Origin of the sequence: Thalassospira profundimaris (assembly GCF_003326675.1) — a bacterium.
Lineage (GTDB): Bacteria > Pseudomonadota > Alphaproteobacteria > Rhodospirillales > Thalassospiraceae > Thalassospira > Thalassospira aquimaris.
The window spans coordinates 343869-361628 of the sequence record NZ_JPWF01000003.1 but is presented as its reverse complement, the minus strand read 5'-3'; the positions used below and the strand labels follow the sequence as shown (position 1 = coordinate 361628).

The following is a 17760-nucleotide window of genomic DNA, read 5'->3' as shown; positions in this document are numbered from 1 at the left end:
TGCCGGTGACGGAGACCGTCTGGCAAGCCCGTTTGCTTTGTTCAGATCGCCACCAAACTATTCGTCGGAATTAAAGGTTGGCGCATGCACCGCCAGCCCCGAGAACATTTCATCATGATGCCAGTCAAGGCGCCAGCCCCGTATTGGCGGGCATCCCTTGCGGAACAATATCTGTTCCTCTTTGGGGAAACGGGCAACCTCGGCTGAGCGCAGGATCGGTTGATTGTCCTGGGGGCGCAGGTGAACCGGGCGCGTCGTATCCGAACCACCGCCGGTATCATCAAACCGCGACATTGCCGTCAGGCCGGAAACCCAATCAAGGTTAAACGCACCTTCCTGACCAAACACGCAAAGCGCATCGACCCGCCCGACGACATTTTCCCAGTTCAAGCACACATCCATCAGGCCGCTTACGCCACTAAAGCCAGGCCAGACGATCATTCCATCGCCATATCCACCGCCCAGAAGACGTTCGAACAATGGCATACGGCCAACACGCTCAACCCCGTCCATCAACACCAGAAATTCCGGATCGCCGGACTTCCATGCACGCTGATTGATCATATTCATGATCCCGGCCAGCATCACCCGGCTAAAGGATGGCTGTACATCGGGTGTTTCACCGCCCAGTTGCCCAATGACAAAAATCGAAACGCCGCCTGAAACAACATCGTCAATCGTAAAGCTGCTCGAACTGATCAGGCGGGAAATTTGCGGGTGATCGAACTCGGCAGTGGCATTCCGACATGCCTCGATGATCTTCATGCGTTGATCTTCAGTCATGTCGAGAATGTTCAACGCGACATCAGAAATGCGCCCATCGACAGAATCAATACCCATCAGTTCTTCAAGAATTTTATAGAACCGGTGCGACGGCATGATCAGGTTGCGCCTGACTTCCGCCAGATTGCGGTTTTCCTTCAGGCTTTTCTGGATCGTATAAACGATGAACCCTTGTAACAGGGTACGGGCAATCCGGACTTCCTGTTCATCAAGTTCCTGCACAAACATCGGGGCCAGAAGCGTATCGGCAATCAATCCGGTGTCGGTAATCTGGCCCTCGCCATGCTGGCGGATGAAATCAAACGGGTTGAACTGATCTGTTTGCGCCCCGCTTTGACCATGCGGATCAAGCACAATCAGCTTTTGCCCCATCTTGCTGCGCCGGTCATGCACAGCACGATAGATATTGCCAAAACTTTCATAGACAAACAGGTTGCCCGTATGAATAAGCGCATTGGGTTCGGCCGATGACCGATAATAGTCGCCGGGCTTGGAAGCAAAGGTAATGATGCGTTTCAAACCGCTTGCACCAACCAATCGCTTGTCTTCGCCCCAGCGTCCGAGAACCAGCGGCGGATTGCCTTCAAGCAGCTTGCGGCCGGTCAGATCTTCGCGCTTTGCCCATTGGCCTTCAGCCTTAAGCTTTGCGGCCTGTGCCGGGGTCATCTTTGGCTTTGATTTCGAAGATGGCGAACTTGCACGGTTAACTGCCAGCATGACCAAAGGCAGGAACATCGGGATGATGAAACACACACCGCCAAGCAGGGCCAGCTCATAGTCACCGTTGAAAAGCCCAAGCGCGATAATCATACCGCCCAATGCCCACAACAGCACCATGATGACCCGAAATAATCCAGCCCCCATTGGCAACTCCCCGAATACTCGCCATTTCCGTCGGCTTTGCCCGTTCCTGTCTGACAGACATTAACCTTACGGATTTATTTGTGATTTTCCTAAATTGATATCAACAATAATCAATGGTTGCACGTCATATTCGAACATATCACCCCAAAGTTCCATACCGGCAGAACTGAACAACCGTCCTGCGCACGGTCCGAAACGACAACACCCCTGCAAGTCATCGACTTACAGGGGTGTTTGTCATGTTGATTTGGTCGAAAAACCGTATCAGGCAGAAACCGGTTCCGAACCTTCGTCCGAAGAAACAGCTTCTTCGTCATCACGACCAGCAGCGCGGCTGCGGCCGCGGCGTGCGGTCGGATGGCGACCACGGGTACGGGCTGCACCGGCTGCGGCACGGCGCGGTTTCTTTTCGCCTTCATCAGCCTGCTCGGCGGCATCTGCTTGTGCAGGTGCTTCTTCGCTGGCGGATTCTGCCGGGGCGTTTTCGCCTGCGTCTTCGGCGTCAACCGTTTTACGCGGACGACCACGACCAGTGGTGCGGCCGTCGGTACGGCGTGCACGCGGCGCGCGTTTCGGCTTTTCTTCGACTTCATCGACCGCGTCTGCGTCGGTGTTCTCGGCGGCAGTGTGTTCTGCCTCTGCCGGGGTTACACCGCCATCATCAGACACATTGTCGTGGTTTTCGGTGTTATCACCCGATGCCTCGTCGCCCTGACCGGACTGGCCATCGGCGCGATCATCGCGGTTACCGCGATTGTTGCTGCGCTGACGATTATCGCCGCCGCGTTCTTCACGACGCTGGTTTTCCCATTCCTGAGCCGCCTGAAGAATGCGGTGGTAATGTTCAGCGTGCTGATAGAAGTTTTCAGCAAGAACCGGGTCGTCCGTGCAATCCTTCGCCAGAGAAATATATTTCTCATAGACCTGCTGGGCGTTACCGCGAACACGGCCATCCGGCCCATTGCTGTCAAAATTCTGGAACTTAGGATTTACTGGACGTTTGTTATTAGACTGTTGCCGCCCGCGAGGACGTTTATTGTTATTTCTCATATCAACATGACTTTGGTGTTGAAGAACAATCCGGTGGTATCATAGACCCCGGAACCACTCCGTCTGAAAAACATATTTCCCGCTAAACAGCGCCGGACAAACGGCACCCATACAAAACTGCCGGATCCATCAAAGGAGCGGAGATTGCTGACTGTTTACTGGGGAACACGGCGCTTTCATAAGCGCGTCGGGCACCCGGCCCGTTAAGACCAACCTATATGGCTTGATCCGTTATTCCAACTGTTTTTTTCACTGCCAATTGCTTTTTTTACGTCACAGGGACGTCAAACTCAGATTACACAGCGCCCAACCGAACAACGGGTTTTCTTTGCTGCTACACAACGTACAATCCCGCCAAGGTCTTCACGATATTCAACCCCGACAAATCCCGCCTCGACCAGCAACTGTCCAACGTCTTTTTCCTGACCATGGCCGATCTCGAAAATCACGAAACCGCCCGGCTTGGCCAGATCAAAGGCCACCTTTGACAACACACGATAGGCGGCCAATCCGTCACCTTCGTCGGTCAGAGCCCGGCGCGGATCAAATTTCTGCACCTCGGGTGACAGCGCTTCCATTTCATCACGCGTGATATAGGGCGGATTGGACATCACAAGATCAAATCCCGCTGCGCGTTCTGCATCGGTAATTGCACTGTCCCAATCCGATACCCGGAACGCTACCTGCACACCAAGATCAAGTGCCTTGGCATTTTCGCGCGCGCAGGCAATAGCACCTTCGCTGATATCAAGCCCGATCCCGCTTGATCCGGGCAAATCCCCAAGAGCGGACAATAGCAGGCATCCGGTCCCGGTTCCGAAATCAACAATGCTCGGCGCATCATTATCTTCAAGAAAATCAATTGCCCATTCGACAAGCGTTTCACTATCGGGCCGCGGCTCAAGGGTATCGGGTGCAAGCTTGAAGGTATGCCGCCAAAAATCACGCTCGCCCAGAATACGGCCCACCGGTTCATGCCCGATGCGTCGCGAAATCATGTCACGAAAAAGCGCGGTCTTTTCATCCGATACTTCATCTTCGGGCCAGGCCGAAATACGACCGCCATCAACACCCGCTGCACGCGCCAGCAAAATGCGCGTATCCATCCGCGCATTTTCAATCCCGGCTGCATTCAGGGCGGCAACGCCCTCGGCCATCAGAGTGCCCAATGTTGGTGTTGATCCCGGCATGGATGAAGAACCCGACGTCATGCTTACCCTTCGATCTCGGCCAGTTTCTGTGCCTGTTCCTCGGCAATCAGGGCATCAATCATTTCATCAACCGATGGACCACCGGCAATGAAATCATCCAGACGATACAGGGTCAGGTTAATGCGGTGATCAGATACACGGCCCTGCGGGAAGTTATAGGTGCGGATACGCTCCGAACGATCGCCTGAACCGACCTGCGATTTACGGTCGGCGGCACGCGCGCTGTCCTTGCTTTCACGTTCCTGATCATACAGGCGTGAAAGCAGCATCTTCATCGCCTTTTCCTTGTTCTTGTGCTGCGACTTTGCTTCCTGGCTGGCGGCGACAACACCGGTCGGAATATGGGTGATGCGCACCGCACTATCGGTCGTGTTAACGTGCTGGCCACCCGCACCCTGCGAACGATAGGTATCAATACGCAGATCCTTGGGATCAATGCGAATATCAACTTCCTCGGCCTCGGGCAGAACCGCGACGGTCGCCGCAGACGTATGAATGCGTCCGCCCCCCTCGGTCACCGGGACACGCTGCACGCGATGAACGCCACTTTCAAATTTCAGGCGCGCAAACACATCGGTGCCCGACACGTTGACGATGACTTCCTTGAACCCGCCCAGATCGTTTTCACTGGCATCCATCTGTTCGAATTTCCAGCCACGGCTTTCGGCGTAACGCTGATACATACGATACAGATCGGCTGCAAACAGGGCCGCTTCCTCGCCGCCGGTACCGGCACGAATTTCAAGGATGGCGTTTTTGGTATCCGCGCTGTCCTTGGGGATCAGCAACAGCTTCATCTGGCGTTCGGCATCAGGAAGCTTTTCGAGGATTTCATACTTCTCGATTTCGGCCATCTCGCGCATTTCGCGATCGCCCGATGTATCGGCCAGAATTTCTTCGGCTTCTTCAAGATTGCTCAGAAGGCGCTTATAGCCATCAATCGCCTCGACCACCGGGGCCAGTTCGGCATGTTCACGCGACAGTTTGGCAAAACCTTCGCCATCAAGCCCGCCACCGGAAAGAAGCGCATTGAGTTCGTCGAACCGGCGCGCAACGCCTTCGAGTTTACCAAGGTCCAAACTCACTCTTTATTCTCCTGTTCGGGATCGTTCGGGTCTTTCTTCTGCCCAAGCGATTTATCATCAAGTTCAAAAAGACGCGCCAACAGTTTTTGGGCCTTAACCCATTCCACGGTGCCTGCACCATCTGTTGTCGTCGCCAAATCCTTCAAGGCCTGTGTCGGTGTATGCAAAAGACGGTTGATCAGAAGTCTTGTCGCCTTCTCCGCATCCCCGTGGCTTTCGCGAAGTGCGTCTTCACGCACGGCTTCGAACCGCCTGCGCAAATCAGCAATGGCCGGAACGGCGGCGCGCTGTGCCCGGTCCCGGACAAAACCGTCAAGTTCGGTTTCAATCAGCGCCCAGGCTTCATCAGCCTTTTCTTCACGTCCACCACGGCCCTCGGCCGCAATCTTTTCCAGATCCTCGATCCGGTAAAAGAACACTTCATCAATTTCGTCGACCTGCGGATCAATATCACCCGGAACGGCGGTATCAATCATCAGAACCGGTCGGAACCGGCGGCGCTTGACTGCGGCAAGGGCGCGATCCTTGTCGATCATATAGCGCCGCGACCCACCCGCAGTCAGAACCAGGTCCGCCTCGGCCAACAGCCGGTCAAGGTCGTCCATTTCCGACCAGTGGCAATCAAGCCTTCTGGCAACAAGCCGTGCCCTTGCGGTCAAACGATCTGTTACCAGAATGCGCCCAATGCCGCGTTCGGCAAGAGATGCGGCGATCAACTCACCCATATCCCCGGCACCGGCCAGCAAAAGCGTGCAATCCTTCAGATCCCCGTGAAGGTCACGGGCAACCGATTGGGCCGCCGCCGCAATCGAAACCGCCCCCTGCCCGATCCCGGTCTGGCTTCTGACCTTTTTGGAAATCGCATAGGCGGTCTGATAAACAAGTTCCAGTTCACGTCCAACCAGATCATGCTTGCGCGCAATCCGATGGGCATCCTTGACCTGACCGAAAACTTCGGGTTCGCCAATCACCAAACTGTCAAGCGATGCAGCCACTGCAAACATATGGCGCAAAGCATCGCGACCAGACCGGATATAAAGTTCGCTTGCCAGTTGATCGCGGTCGATATCGCCCCAAAGCGACATCAGATCAATCAGACGTTCGCGGCCACGCTCGGCCTCGGTTGCCAGCAAATGAACTTCGGTGCGGTTGCAGGTCGATACGACGACCGCCTGCCCCAGCCGCGCCTGTTCAATGGCCGACAGGAATTGTGGCAAGCGGGCTTCGTCAATAAACAGACGGTCACGGGTATCCTCGCTGGAACGCCGATGATTGGTGCCGATCACCATCAGGCGATCAAGCGGCCAATCCCCGGCATCCTCATGCGTGGTTCCGTCTGTCACACCGATCTCACTTTTTGCCGATTACATCCGCAAGCTGATCAAGCGCAACTTCCTGCTGCTCGCCACTGTCAAGGTCACGCAGTTGGGCAACACCTTTGGCCAGTTCGTCATCACCAAGGATAACGGCCTGACCGGCATTGGCTTTGTCCGCACGTTTCATGCGTTTTTTCATATTGCCGGAATAGCCAAGCTCGACTGCAATGCCTGCTTCGCGAAGGGTCTGGGCAAGGGTCCGACATTTGGCTTCGGCTGCTTCACCCATCGGGATCAGGGCAACCGGACGTGCGCCAGCCGGGGCTTCGCCAACCATAAGGGCAAGACGTTCAACACCAGCTGCCCAGCCAACACCGGCGGTCTGCGGACCACCCATGGTCGAAATCAGACCATCATAACGGCCACCGGCCATCACCGTGCCCTGCGCGCCAAGGGTGTTCGTGGTGAATTCGAAACAGGTATGGCAATAGTAATCCAGACCACGCACCAGACGCGGGTTCAACTGATAATTGATTCCGATATCACCAAGGCCATTGGTCAGGCCCTTGAAGAATTCCTGGCTGTGCTCGTTCAGGTAATCCGAGAACAATGGGGCATTCGCCACCAGTTCACGGTCGCCTTCATCCTTGGAATCAAGGATACGCAGCGGGTTCTTTTCCAGACGCGCACGGCTGTCTTCCGACAGCTTGTCAAAATGGCCCTTGAAGTAATCGACCAGAACGTCGCGATATGCCGCACGGCTTTCCGGATCGCCAAGGGTATTGAGTTCCAGCGTGATGTCATCCCAAAGACCCAGCGCCTTAAGGATGTGGGCGCCGTAACCAATCATCTCGATATCGCCGGCAACCTGTTCAACGCCAAGAAGTTCGGCACCAATCTGGTGGAACTGGCGCTGACGGCCTTTTTGCGGACGCTCATAACGGAACATCGGGCCATAATAGCTGACCTTGACCGGGGACATCTGCTGCATGCCATTGGAGATATAGGCACGCGCAATACCCGCGGTTCCTTCGGGGCGCAGCGTGATCTGTTCGCCGCCGCGATCTTCGAACGTATACATTTCCTTGGTCACGACATCGGATGTATCGCCAAGGGTACGGGCGAAAACGTCGGTGAATTCAAAGATCGGCGTGGTCATGCGATGGTAGCCATACAACTCGCCGATTTCGCGTGCAGTATTCGCGATGTAATCTTGCAGACGGTTCTGTTCCGGCAGAAGGTCGTGCGTACCACGGACGGGTTGAAGCGATGCCACTTTGGGTCTCCGATCTAACTTGAATTCCAGATATTTGCGCGAAAACCATACAGGCGCAAATTCATGCGAACATGAAAATAGCTTTCCGCCGGTGTGGCGGAAAGCCAAAATTGATCAATACAGCGTTGCTATTCCGCTGCGGTTTGTTTTGCTGCTTCTTCGGCTTCGATCTTGGCAGCACGTTCTTCGACGAGTTCGACGATATGGTCGACCATCTTTTCGGTGCTGATATTGTGATCCGGACGGCCGGAAATATACATTTTGTGATTACCGCCACCGCCGCCGGTCAGACCGATATCGGTTTCACGGGCCTCCCCCGGACCATTGACGATACAGCCAATGATCGACAGCGAAATCGGGGTCGAGATATGGGCAAGACGCTTTTCAAGCTCTGCCACTGTATCAACGACGTTAAAGCCCTGACGCGCGCAGGACGGACAGGAAATGATCTGAACGCCACGGGTCCGAAGACCAAGCGATTTCAGAATATCAAAACCGACATGGATTTCTTCAACCGGATCAGCCGACAGCGACACACGAAGCGTATCACCAATCCCGGCCCACAGAAGGTTGCCCATACCGATGGACGATTTCACCGTACCACCGCGAAGACCACCGGCCTCGGTAATGCCAAGATGCAGCGGATAGTCGCATGCCTCGGCAAGTCCGTAATAGGCCGCAACAGCCAGAAACACGTCCGATGCCTTGACCGAGATTTTGAACTCGCGGAAATCCTGATCCTCAAGGATTTTGGCATGGTTCAATGCACTTTCGACCATCGCTTCCGGGCATGGTTCGCCGTACCGTTCCAGAAGTTCCTTTTCGAGCGATCCGGCATTCACACCAATACGCATCGAACAGCCATGGTCCTTGGCCGCCTTGACCACTTCGCGCACACGGTCAGTCGATCCGATATTACCCGGATTGATGCGCAGGCAGGCAGCACCGGCTTCGGCGGCCTCGATTGCACGTTTGTAATGGAAATGGATATCGGCAACGATCGGGACATGCACCTGCTTGATGATGTCTTTCAGGGCCGCGGTTGATTCCTGATCCGGACAGGATACACGCACGATATCCGCCCCCGCCTCTTCCAGACGATGGATCTGCGCAACGGTCGCGTTCACATCGGTGGTCAGGGTGTTGGTCATCGACTGCACCGAGATCGGCGCATCTCCACCAACTTCCACATTACCAACACGGATTTTGCGGCTTTGGCGGCGTTCAATATCGCGATATGGGCGGACGCTCATTTCCGGTTCCAAAATGTTCAAGATGTCTTGGGGGAGTATATAGCTTATCAAGCACAGATTAGAAACCGTTGCCTGACAGAATTTCAGCCGGAATTTGCATATCTGACACGAAAAAGGCGACCCGTTGGGCCGCCTTGATCATTCAATCACAGTTATGTGCCAGTTGCGTGGCAGAAAAGTTACTGAACCGTCGGCTGTTCGGCCTGTGTCAGATCACTCACATCAAGCGAGAAGTCCGAAATCACCGCACCATAATTGCCAACCGGCTTGGCCTCGGCACCATCGATGCTATAGGTCAGCGCACCGGCATTACCGACTTCCAGCTTCAAACCATCACGATTCGGCACCTTATAGGTATCGCCAGCCGTCAGCATACGGGTCAAAAGTACATTGCCGTCGGCCTCGCGGATACGAACCCAGCTGGTTTCAACCGCCGAAATCGTTACACGACTATCCACATTGACCGAACCAAACACACGGGCACCACCGGCATCATCAACTTCCGGCGCGGCCGGGATTGATGCGACTTCTGCGGCCGGGGCAGCAGGTGCAGGTGCAACTGGTGCCGCAGCAGGCTGTTCCTGAACTGGTGCCGGTGCGGGCGCAACAGGCGTGGCTTCTGCGGTTTCCGTTACGACCGGCGCAGCATTTTCTGCCGGGGCTTCTGCAACTTCTGCAGTCGGCGCAGCTTGCGGTTCAACAACCGGTTCCTGTGCGGCAACTTCCCCGGTCGGGGCGACGGCCACCGGTGCCTCGTCAGATGCACTTGCTTCAGGTTCGCTTGCCATTGGTGCCGCAGCAGGCATTTCTGCCTCTGCTGCCTGTGCCTCGGCAGCATTTTCCAGATTGCGCGGCTCGGACGGCTCGGTTGCCATGGTCGAATAGCTTGCCAGACGTTCCGGCAACGGGTCGACCAGATCAGCAATGGTTTTGCCCTGGCTCGACAAATAATACCAACCGCCATAGGCCCCAAGGCCCAGCATCACAGCAATCAGCAGAACAGCACCACCCGGAACACGGCTTTCCTGAACCGGTTTAGGGAAGGACAATTCACTGCGAACAGCCGGTGCATTGCTTTCCTCGCGGAAGCGCCGGGTCATTTCTGCCCCGTCCAGCCCCAGATGTTCGGCATATGCCTTGACGAAGCCAAGACCATACGGCCCATTCGGCAGAACCGAATAGTCGCTGTTTTCGATGGCTTCGATGTAAATTTTGCGAATACGGAGCATACGGCAAACGTCTTCGACGGATTGCCCCAATCCAATACGGCTCGCCCGAAGAAGGCTGCCGACTTCGGCGTAACTACCGCCGAACTGATTATTCTCTGCGTCCATCACAACATCATTTGATGGCTTGTCCCCGGACAAAGGCCTGAAACGCAGGCGTTCACGGGAATCTTCACCCAAATGATCTTCCTTTCGCTTTTTGATCGCCAACTCCGCACCCCCACGTTACGATCTAGCAATAAAAATAGCAGATTGCCCCGCCAAAAGCGATATTTTTTAAAGTTTTACACCATGATCTATTGCGAAAGCCTTAAGACGCGAACGCAAAGATCTGGTCGAACTGCCCATAATAGACAGAACGTATTGTTCCACTTCTGCCTTGCACATGCTTCTGACCATCTCCTTTACGGGACCGACAGAAGCAGGCGCCATCGATAAACGCTTGATTCCCAAGCCGATGAGAGCCATCGCCTCAAGCGGTCGCCCGGCCATTTCACCACAAATGGTCAGGCGGACATTCCGCTGATCACACAATGTCACCAACTGCCGCATAAATGCAAATACACTCGGGGACAGGGTGTCATATCTTCCTTCAATCCGCGGATTTCCACGATCCGCGGCAAACATGAACTGCAAAAGGTCGTTGGTTCCAACGGACAGGAAATCCACCCGTTCAAGCAATGCCGGGGCCTGCCAGATCAAGGCAGGAACTTCAAGCATCGCGCCGACTTCAACCTTGCGCGGTACAAAACCGCGCGCAGCTTCACGTTTAAGCTGCTGATCAAGAACCTCTTTGGCCTGATCAAACTCTGCGACCTCGGCGATCATCGGGAACATGACGTAAAGATCACGATCATGGCTGGCCCGGATCAATGCGCGCAACTGATGCACAAGCACCGCCGGGCGATCCAGCGTGATACGGATCGACCGCCACCCCATCGCCGGGTTCTCTTCTGTCATATCCTCCCAATAAGGCAGCAATTTGTCACCGCCAACATCAAGGGTACGGAATACAACAGGTCGGCCTTCGGCCTGTTCGAAAATACGATCATAAAGACGCGTCTGATCGGTAATGTCGGGCATCGCGGATCGCACCATGAACGGAATTTCCGTGCGATAAAGCCCGATGCCGTCGGCACCGCTTTCCACAACATGCGGAACGTCGATCAAAAGACCGGCATTCACATTAAGCGAGATATCCGCACCATCAGTCGTCCGTGCCGGCATATCGCGCATCTGCGCATAAAGTGCCTTGCGTTCTGCGCGCGCTTTCAATGCGCCATCAATTACGGCCCGAACATCTTCGGTCGGGCGCACAAACAACTGGGCATTGTCTGCGTCAACGATCAGGGGATCGCCGCCCTCGACCTTGTCAAGGACACCCTTGACCCCGCCAAGCACCGGAATATCAAGTGCGCGCGCAACAATCGCCACGTGCGACGTATGCGACCCTTCTTCAAGTGCCAGACCACGCAAACGGGTATGATCGTAGTCAAGAAGCTCTGCCGGGCCGATATTGCGTGCCACCAGAATGATATCATCAGGCAGATCGCCAAATGCCGGTGACTGATACTGCCCCGAAAGGTGTTGCAACAACCGGTTGGCCAGATCTTCAAGATCATGCAGTCGTTCGCGAAGATACGGGTCAGACACCTGCGCCATGCGCGCACGCGTATCGTCATGCACTTTCTGAACCGCGGCCTCGGCGGTAAGGCCGGTATGGACAGCCTCGGTAATACGGTTAAGCCACCCGGTATCCTGGGCAATCATCCGATATGCTTCAAGGATGTCACCCGGATCATCGGCCTCGTCCAGGCCATCAATCCCCGACACCGCTTCAAGCATCTTATCAAGATGGTTTTGAAGACCGCGCATGGCTTCTCGCAGACGCGCCAGTTCTTCTTCCGGGTCTTCGGCAACCATGCGGTCAATGACGATGCGCGGTTCATGCAGAACCGCAAGACCCTTGCCAATACCGGGCGCCAAACGCGCACCGCCAAGACGCAAGGGCAAAAGCGCAATCCCGTCGGTCGGAAGCAATTCCTCGCGGCTGACCAACTCGCCACCAGCAACCATTTCGGCCAGCACCATGGCAACGTTTTCAAGCGCTTCCTGTTCGTCTTCCGAATACAGGCGCTCGGTCCGGTTCTGCACGGCCAAAACGCCAATAATACGGCCGCCACGCAGGATCGGCACACCGATCATGGAATGATAGATTTCCTCGCCCGTTTCAGGACGATAGGCAAAGTTGGGATGACCCTGTGCGTCTTTAAGATTAAGCGGGCGCGCATGTGCGGCAACAAAACCGACAATCCCCTCGCCGACACGCAGACGCGTCATGTGGACGGCCTCTTTGGACAGACCACATGTCGCAAACAGCTCAAGCACCTCGCCCGCGCGCATGACATAGACCGAGCACACCTCTGCCACCATATCGGCGGCAATGATGGTCACGATCTGTCCAAGGCGCTCCTCGGCAGTCCCCGGCCCAGCCATAACGTCTCGGACGCGCTTTAAAAGGCGTCGCGGACCTGAGACTGCGGCGGAGGGAATGCTCATTTGGCTTAGTTGTCTCTCTTAATCAGGGATTGAACGGCCTGTTCGACCAACTCTTGCAGAATTTCTGTAACCGGTTGTTCTTTCTTTACCATACCAACCGACTGCCCTGCCATAACCGATCCGCCTTCGACGTCACCATCGATGACAGCACGGCGCAATGCACCCGCCCAGAAATGTTCAATTTCGAGCTGTGCTGCGCCTTGATCCAGCTCACCCGCGCGGAATTTTTCAATCACTTTTCGTTGGGTTTCGCGGAATTCTTCGGTTCCCTTGTTGGCAAGGGCGCGTACAGGAATAACCGGGAAACGGTCATCAAGCTGTACAGTCGTCACCGCATCACGTGCGCTTGCACGGATGAAGGCCTTTTTGAAATCAGGATGAGCAATGCATTCTTCGGCGCAAACCAGACGTGTACCAATCTGAACACCGGCAGCCCCCTGTTCAAGCAAACCGGTAATCGCTTCGCCTCGCCCGATACCACCGGCACAGAAAACCGGAATGTCGGAAATTTCAGGAAGGATTTCCTGAACCAGTACGGTCAGGGATACCGGACCGATATGACCGCCTGCTTCGCTGCCTTCAATCACAAGCGCATCGGCACCCGAACGGATCAGCTTTTTGGCCAGAACCAGCGCCGGGGCAAAGCAGACAACCTTGGAAAATTCCTTGGCCTGCTTGATCGAGGCTGATGACGGCAAACCGCCAGCCAGAACAACGTGACCAACATTATGTTCGCGGCAGACTTCAATCAAATCATCAAGCTGCGGATGCATGGTGATCAGATTGACGCCAAACGGCTTTTTGGTCAGTTCCTTGGTTGCCGCAATCTCGGCAGAAAGCAAATCCGGGGTCATCGACCCGCAGGCAATCACGCCAAAACCACCAGCATTAGAGACGGCCGAAACAAGGTGACGTTCAGACACCCACGACATTGCGCCCGCCAAGATGGCATAGTCGGTTCCAAGGAATTCCTTGCCCGCTGCCCACAATTTTTCAAGGCGCGCGCGTGCTGCGTCGAATTTCGGATCGCTCATTTTTGTCTGTACCCCAAAGCAGAAATGCAGGGAACGCGAGGTCCCCTGCCATTTCATCACAACGGCCGAAACACTTCGTTCCAGCTAGTATGTAGTATTACACGTAATTTAACAGTGGCTTAATCACGCAAAAGCGTAGGCCCTGTCGAATTATTCGTCATCAAGACCGTAAGCAGTGTGCAGGGCACGAACTGCAAGCTCGGTATATTCTTCGGCGATCAGAACACTGACCTTGATTTCCGAAGTCGAGATGACCTGAATGTTGATGCCCTTTTCAGCAAGGGTTTCAAACATTTTACGCGCAACGCCGACGTGGGAACGCATGCCAACACCAATAATCGACACTTTGGTCACATCAGAGGTGCTCAGAAGTTCCTGATAGGCAATCTTGTCTTTGTTTTTCTCGATAACCTGAAGCGCACGCTGGAATTCACCACGCGGAACGGTAAAGGTCATGTCCGTGCTTTTGCCGTCTTCAGAGACGTTCTGCACGATCATATCGACGTTGATATTCGCATCAGCCAGCGGGCTGAAGATAGAAGCGGCAATACCCGGCTTATCAGAGACTTTAACCAAGGTGATCTTGGCTTCGTCACGGCTATAGGCAATTCCGCTGACGACTTCCTGTTCCACGATTTCGTCCTCGTCTACAACAAGTGTTCCTTCTGCTTCACTAAAGGTCGAACGGACCTGTACCCGGACGCGATGGTTCATGGCCATCTCTACCGAACGGGTTTGCAGGACCTTCGCACCCAGCGAAGCCAGTTCCAACATTTCTTCGTACGTAATCTTTTCGATCTTCTTGGCCTTGGGCACGATGCGCGGATCGGTGGTGTAAACACCTTCAACATCGGTATAGATGTCGCAACGATCTGCGTTCAGTGCAGCGGCAAGGGCCACAGCAGACGTATCGGAACCACCACGACCAAGCGTGGTGATCCGGTTATCAGGTGCAATCCCCTGGAAACCTGCCACGCAAACGACTTCTCCGCCATTCAGGCGTTTGTCGAGTTCGGTGGTATCGATTTCCTTGATACGGGCCTTGGCATGTGCGCCATCGGTCTTGATCGGAATCTGCCAGCCAAGCCAGGAACGTGCCGGCACGTCCATGCTTTGCAATGCCATCGCCAGAAGACCGACAGTAACCTGTTCACCCGACGATACGATGACGTCATATTCACGTGCATCATACATCGGCGAGACTTCCTGTGCCCAGCCGACCAGCTCATTGGTCTTGCCCGACATGGCGGAAACAACAACAGCAACCTGATTGCCTGCATCCACCTCGGCCTTGACCCGACGTGCTACATTCTTGATTTTATCAACATCAGCGACCGAAGTGCCGCCAAATTTCATGACAATACGGGCCATGAAGTATCCCCGCTATGCTCTCCGTCCATCGGCGATCCGAACGTGACGGTATGTGATCCGGTCCCCGATCAAAGGTGCTATGCCAGTATGTCGGCGCTTCTCCTGATCCGGGCGGCGTTATCAATACTTCCATAATCATCGCGAAACAAGCATCAACGCAGCCGATAAATTGCGTCGATGCAATTTTTATCGGCCAAATATGTCCCGAATGATACCCGACGGGCAAAATCAACGAAATATCGTGCGAATTTTACCCAAAAACCCTGACAACCCATACCCGCCATGCAAGGCCCCCACCACCGACCGCTTTGCTTGGCACCCGAAAGCCCCGATGCTTTTGACAGCTGAGTATTGCCTTGCCGATCCGGGCCGCGTAAACAGGGCACTACAGATACAGAACTGATTTCATGCCTTTGGAGCCACGCCATGTCGGACGCATCCGCCAAAACCAGCCGCACTGCCAATGCCGAGGAAATTGCACGCTTTTCCGCAATGGCAGAAAAATGGTGGGACCCGAATGGCGTGATGAAGCCCCTGCACCGCTTCAACCCGGTGCGCTTGCAGCTTCTGCGTGACAATATCTGCGCCCATCTTGATCGCGATCCCAATCAGGTCGAACCGCTTAAGGGTATCGAAATCATCGACATCGGATGTGGCGCAGGCCTGCTGTCCGAACCGCTGGCACGCATGGGCGCAAAAATGACCTCGATCGATGCGGCTGAAAACAACATCGAAGTTGCCAAGGTCCATGCTGCGCAATCCGGTCTTGAAATTGATTACCGCTGCTGCACGCCGGAAATGCTGGCCGATGAGGGCAAGCAGTTTGATATCGTTCTGAATATGGAAGTCATCGAACATGTCGATGACCCGCAATTCTTCATGCAGGCTTGTGCCTCGGTGCTTAAACCGGGTGGCCTTATGTTTGTGGCGACCCTTAACCGCACGATCAAGTCACTGGCACTGGCCAAAATCGGCGCTGAATATATTCTGCGCTGGTTGCCTGCGGGCACCCATGACTGGCGCAAATTTGTCAAACCGTCGGAAATGTCGGTCTATTTGCGCGGTGCCGGTCTGGAAATGACCGATATCACCGGGGTTGCCTATAACCCGATCAATGACAAATGGTATCCCGCCCCGCGTGACCTTGATGTCAATTACATGGTCATTGCGCGCAAACCGGCAGCAGCTTAACGTTCGACCACGCGGTTACGCCCGTTTTCCTTGGCTTCGTACATTGCACGATCAGCTTCGTTCAGAAGGCTGTCGACTGTTACGGCCTGATCAGGTTCCCGGCAGAGCAGACCAATACTGACGGTCGTATGGATCGGCACGTCATTGGCTGTTGAAATACTGGCCTGTTCGACAGCCTTGCGAATACGCTGTGCCAACCCTTGGGCATCAACCTTGGCAATATCGGGGACAAGGACAGCAAATTCTTCACCGCCAAGACGGGCAAACAGATCGGTACCGCGCAAACTGCGTTGAATGACCTTTGCAACTTCCACCAAAATCCGGTCGCCGGTTGCGTGCCCGTGGCTGTCATTGATTTCCTTGAAGTGATCAAGGTCCATCACCATCACGGTCAACCGGCCTTTGCGGGCGGCAACCTGATCAATCATCTCCTGCCCAAGTGGCATAAACGCCCCGCGAGACAGAAGGCCCGTCAGATAATCGTGGTTTGCCGCATGATCGAGACGCTCGACAAGGGCTGACCGCGCGCGATCAATCGATGCAACCGTCAAAGGCCCAAGCGCAAGCATCGCAATACCCAGCCTGGTCGATATCACACCCGAATACGGATCAGCCCCTTTGGGAAGGGTGGCCAACAGATGAAGTTCCAGCTCGACCATCAGCCAAAGCGACAGCATTGTGATCAAAGTTGCGACGACACTCAGTCGGTAACTAAGCGCACACCACAAAAGTGCAGGCACCGGAAAAACAATTGCGCCGGGTCCACTGACGAACGAGACCATCACCAAACTGAAGGCCAGTGAAAGTGCGGGCATCGCCCCAAGCAGCACTTTCCAGTCAAGCTGCACACGCAGCGCAAGCGCCCGCCAGCCTTTCAGCAAGTCCGGCCAGCGCGAAACAGTCATCGCAAACGGAAGGATAATCACGTAGTTGGAAAACTCGGTGCTGGCCCAGAATACGAATGCCATCAACGGATCGGAATGGAAGACAATGATCGCCACAGCGATGCCCATCAGGCCGGACCCGACCGCCGCCGCAGCACTTGTCAGGCAGAGATAAAGCACCGCCGTTGGTCGGCGAAGGTTACGGTCTTCGGGATCAAGTTTGCTGATCAGCAAAAGGCCCACAGCAACACCGGCCATATTGGCAAGTGTAAGCCAAGCCGCCTTGTTAACGTCGCTGCCGGTCAAAATATCGGCCATCATATAGCCGCCAAATGCAGCAATCCAGCCGACCGGTGTATTCATGGCCGGAACACGCACAAATGCCGCCAGCAACAAGGCATTCGCAGGCCACAATACCGCAAGCAAACCTTCGGGCCGTGTCAGGATACCAAACAATGCAGCGACAAAGACCAGGGTCCCGACGCCGATTGCCCCCAGCACATAGGGCACATAATCAACAATTGCGGTACGTGACGTCACTTTGATTCCCCGGTATTCGTCGCAGCCCCGAGTAATCCAGTCACGCGCAATATTGCGGATCGACGCACGGGTTGAGGCGATACATCAACGGCCATGATCAAATCATGCCCTCCAAAC

General features: G+C 54.9%; 13 protein-coding genes. 1 reads left to right on the top strand and 12 read right to left on the bottom strand.

Annotated elements, in window-relative coordinates; all coding sequences use genetic code 11:
- Positions 1-57: 57 nt before the first annotated feature.
- From TH19_RS06530 to TH19_RS06480, 11 genes are all read right to left on the bottom strand, one after another.
- Positions 58-1647 (bottom strand): type IV secretory system conjugative DNA transfer family protein, encoded by a 1590-nt coding sequence (locus TH19_RS06530; protein WP_114101520.1) that lies wholly within the window; start codon positions 1645-1647, stop codon positions 58-60.
- A 264-nt stretch (positions 1648-1911) separates the two neighbouring features.
- Positions 1912-2697, bottom strand: a complete 786-nt coding sequence (locus TH19_RS06525) for a DUF4167 domain-containing protein (protein ID WP_114101519.1) — start codon at positions 2695-2697, stop codon at positions 1912-1914.
- Positions 2698-2987: 290 nt separating this feature from the next.
- The gene (prmC, locus tag TH19_RS06520; protein ID WP_258547847.1) at positions 2988-3908 is read right to left on the bottom strand and encodes a peptide chain release factor N(5)-glutamine methyltransferase; all 921 of its coding nucleotides are present in this window, start codon (positions 3906-3908) and stop codon (positions 2988-2990) included.
- A gap of 2 nt (positions 3909-3910) precedes the next feature.
- On the bottom strand, positions 3911-4993 hold the full coding sequence (prfA, locus tag TH19_RS06515) for a peptide chain release factor 1 (RefSeq protein ID WP_114101518.1): 1083 nt from the start codon (positions 4991-4993) through the stop codon (positions 3911-3913).
- Positions 4990-6336, bottom strand: a complete 1347-nt coding sequence (gene hemA / locus TH19_RS06510; RefSeq protein ID WP_114101517.1) for a glutamyl-tRNA reductase — start codon at positions 6334-6336, stop codon at positions 4990-4992. Before hemA ends, prfA begins: the two co-directional genes overlap by 4 nt.
- Positions 6337-6343: 7 nt before the next feature.
- Entirely contained in the window at positions 6344-7585 is a 1242-nt protein-coding gene (gene hisS / locus TH19_RS06505; RefSeq protein WP_114101516.1) for a histidine--tRNA ligase, read from the bottom strand.
- A 128-nt stretch (positions 7586-7713) separates the two neighbouring features.
- Entirely contained in the window at positions 7714-8838 is a 1125-nt protein-coding gene (gene ispG / locus TH19_RS06500; protein ID WP_114101515.1) for a flavodoxin-dependent (E)-4-hydroxy-3-methylbut-2-enyl-diphosphate synthase, read from the bottom strand.
- Positions 8839-9017: 179 nt separating this feature from the next.
- Entirely contained in the window at positions 9018-10244 is a 1227-nt protein-coding gene (locus tag TH19_RS06495) for a helix-turn-helix domain-containing protein (protein WP_114101560.1), read from the bottom strand.
- A 96-nt stretch (positions 10245-10340) separates the two neighbouring features.
- Positions 10341-12623 (bottom strand): phosphoenolpyruvate--protein phosphotransferase, encoded by a 2283-nt coding sequence (gene ptsP, locus TH19_RS06490; RefSeq protein ID WP_114101514.1) that lies wholly within the window; start codon positions 12621-12623, stop codon positions 10341-10343.
- 5 nt (positions 12624-12628) lie between these two features.
- Positions 12629-13657 (bottom strand): NAD(P)H-dependent flavin oxidoreductase, encoded by a 1029-nt coding sequence (locus TH19_RS06485; protein ID WP_114101513.1) that lies wholly within the window; start codon positions 13655-13657, stop codon positions 12629-12631.
- 150 nt (positions 13658-13807) lie between these two features.
- Entirely contained in the window at positions 13808-15028 is a 1221-nt protein-coding gene (locus TH19_RS06480; protein WP_114101512.1) for an aspartate kinase, read from the bottom strand.
- Between the two features lie 426 nt (positions 15029-15454).
- Here TH19_RS06480 and ubiG point away from each other — a divergent pair, with 426 nt between their 5' ends.
- Positions 15455-16219: a bifunctional 2-polyprenyl-6-hydroxyphenol methylase/3-demethylubiquinol 3-O-methyltransferase UbiG gene (gene ubiG / locus TH19_RS06475; RefSeq protein ID WP_114101511.1), complete on the top strand. Its 765-nt coding sequence runs from the start codon at positions 15455-15457 to the stop codon at positions 16217-16219.
- Here ubiG and TH19_RS06470 read toward each other — a convergent pair.
- Positions 16216-17643: a GGDEF domain-containing protein gene (locus TH19_RS06470; protein ID WP_114101510.1), complete on the bottom strand. Its 1428-nt coding sequence runs from the start codon at positions 17641-17643 to the stop codon at positions 16216-16218. The two genes, ubiG and TH19_RS06470, sit on opposite strands and share 4 nt — an antisense overlap.
- Between the last annotated feature and the right edge of the window lie 117 nt (positions 17644-17760).

Bases quoted from the DNA above. Each gene is read 5' to 3' on its own strand.
- TH19_RS06530 (WP_114101520.1), bottom strand. From the start codon at position 1,647: ATGGGGGCTGGATTATTTCGGGTCATCATGGTGCTGTTGTGGGCATTG.
- TH19_RS06525 (WP_114101519.1), bottom strand. From the start codon at position 2,697: ATGAGAAATAACAATAAACGTCCTCGCGGGCGGCAACAGTCTAATAAC.
- prmC (WP_258547847.1), bottom strand. From the start codon at position 3,908: ATGACGTCGGGTTCTTCATCCATGCCGGGATCAACACCAACATTGGGC.
- ispG (WP_114101515.1), bottom strand. From the start codon at position 8,838: ATGAGCGTCCGCCCATATCGCGATATTGAACGCCGCCAAAGCCGCAAA.
- ptsP (WP_114101514.1), bottom strand. From the start codon at position 12,623: ATGAGCATTCCCTCCGCCGCAGTCTCAGGTCCGCGACGCCTTTTAAAG.
- TH19_RS06485 (WP_114101513.1), bottom strand. From the start codon at position 13,657: ATGAGCGATCCGAAATTCGACGCAGCACGCGCGCGCCTTGAAAAATTG.
- TH19_RS06480 (WP_114101512.1), bottom strand. From the start codon at position 15,028: ATGGCCCGTATTGTCATGAAATTTGGCGGCACTTCGGTCGCTGATGTT.
- ubiG (WP_114101511.1), top strand. From the start codon at position 15,455: ATGTCGGACGCATCCGCCAAAACCAGCCGCACTGCCAATGCCGAGGAA.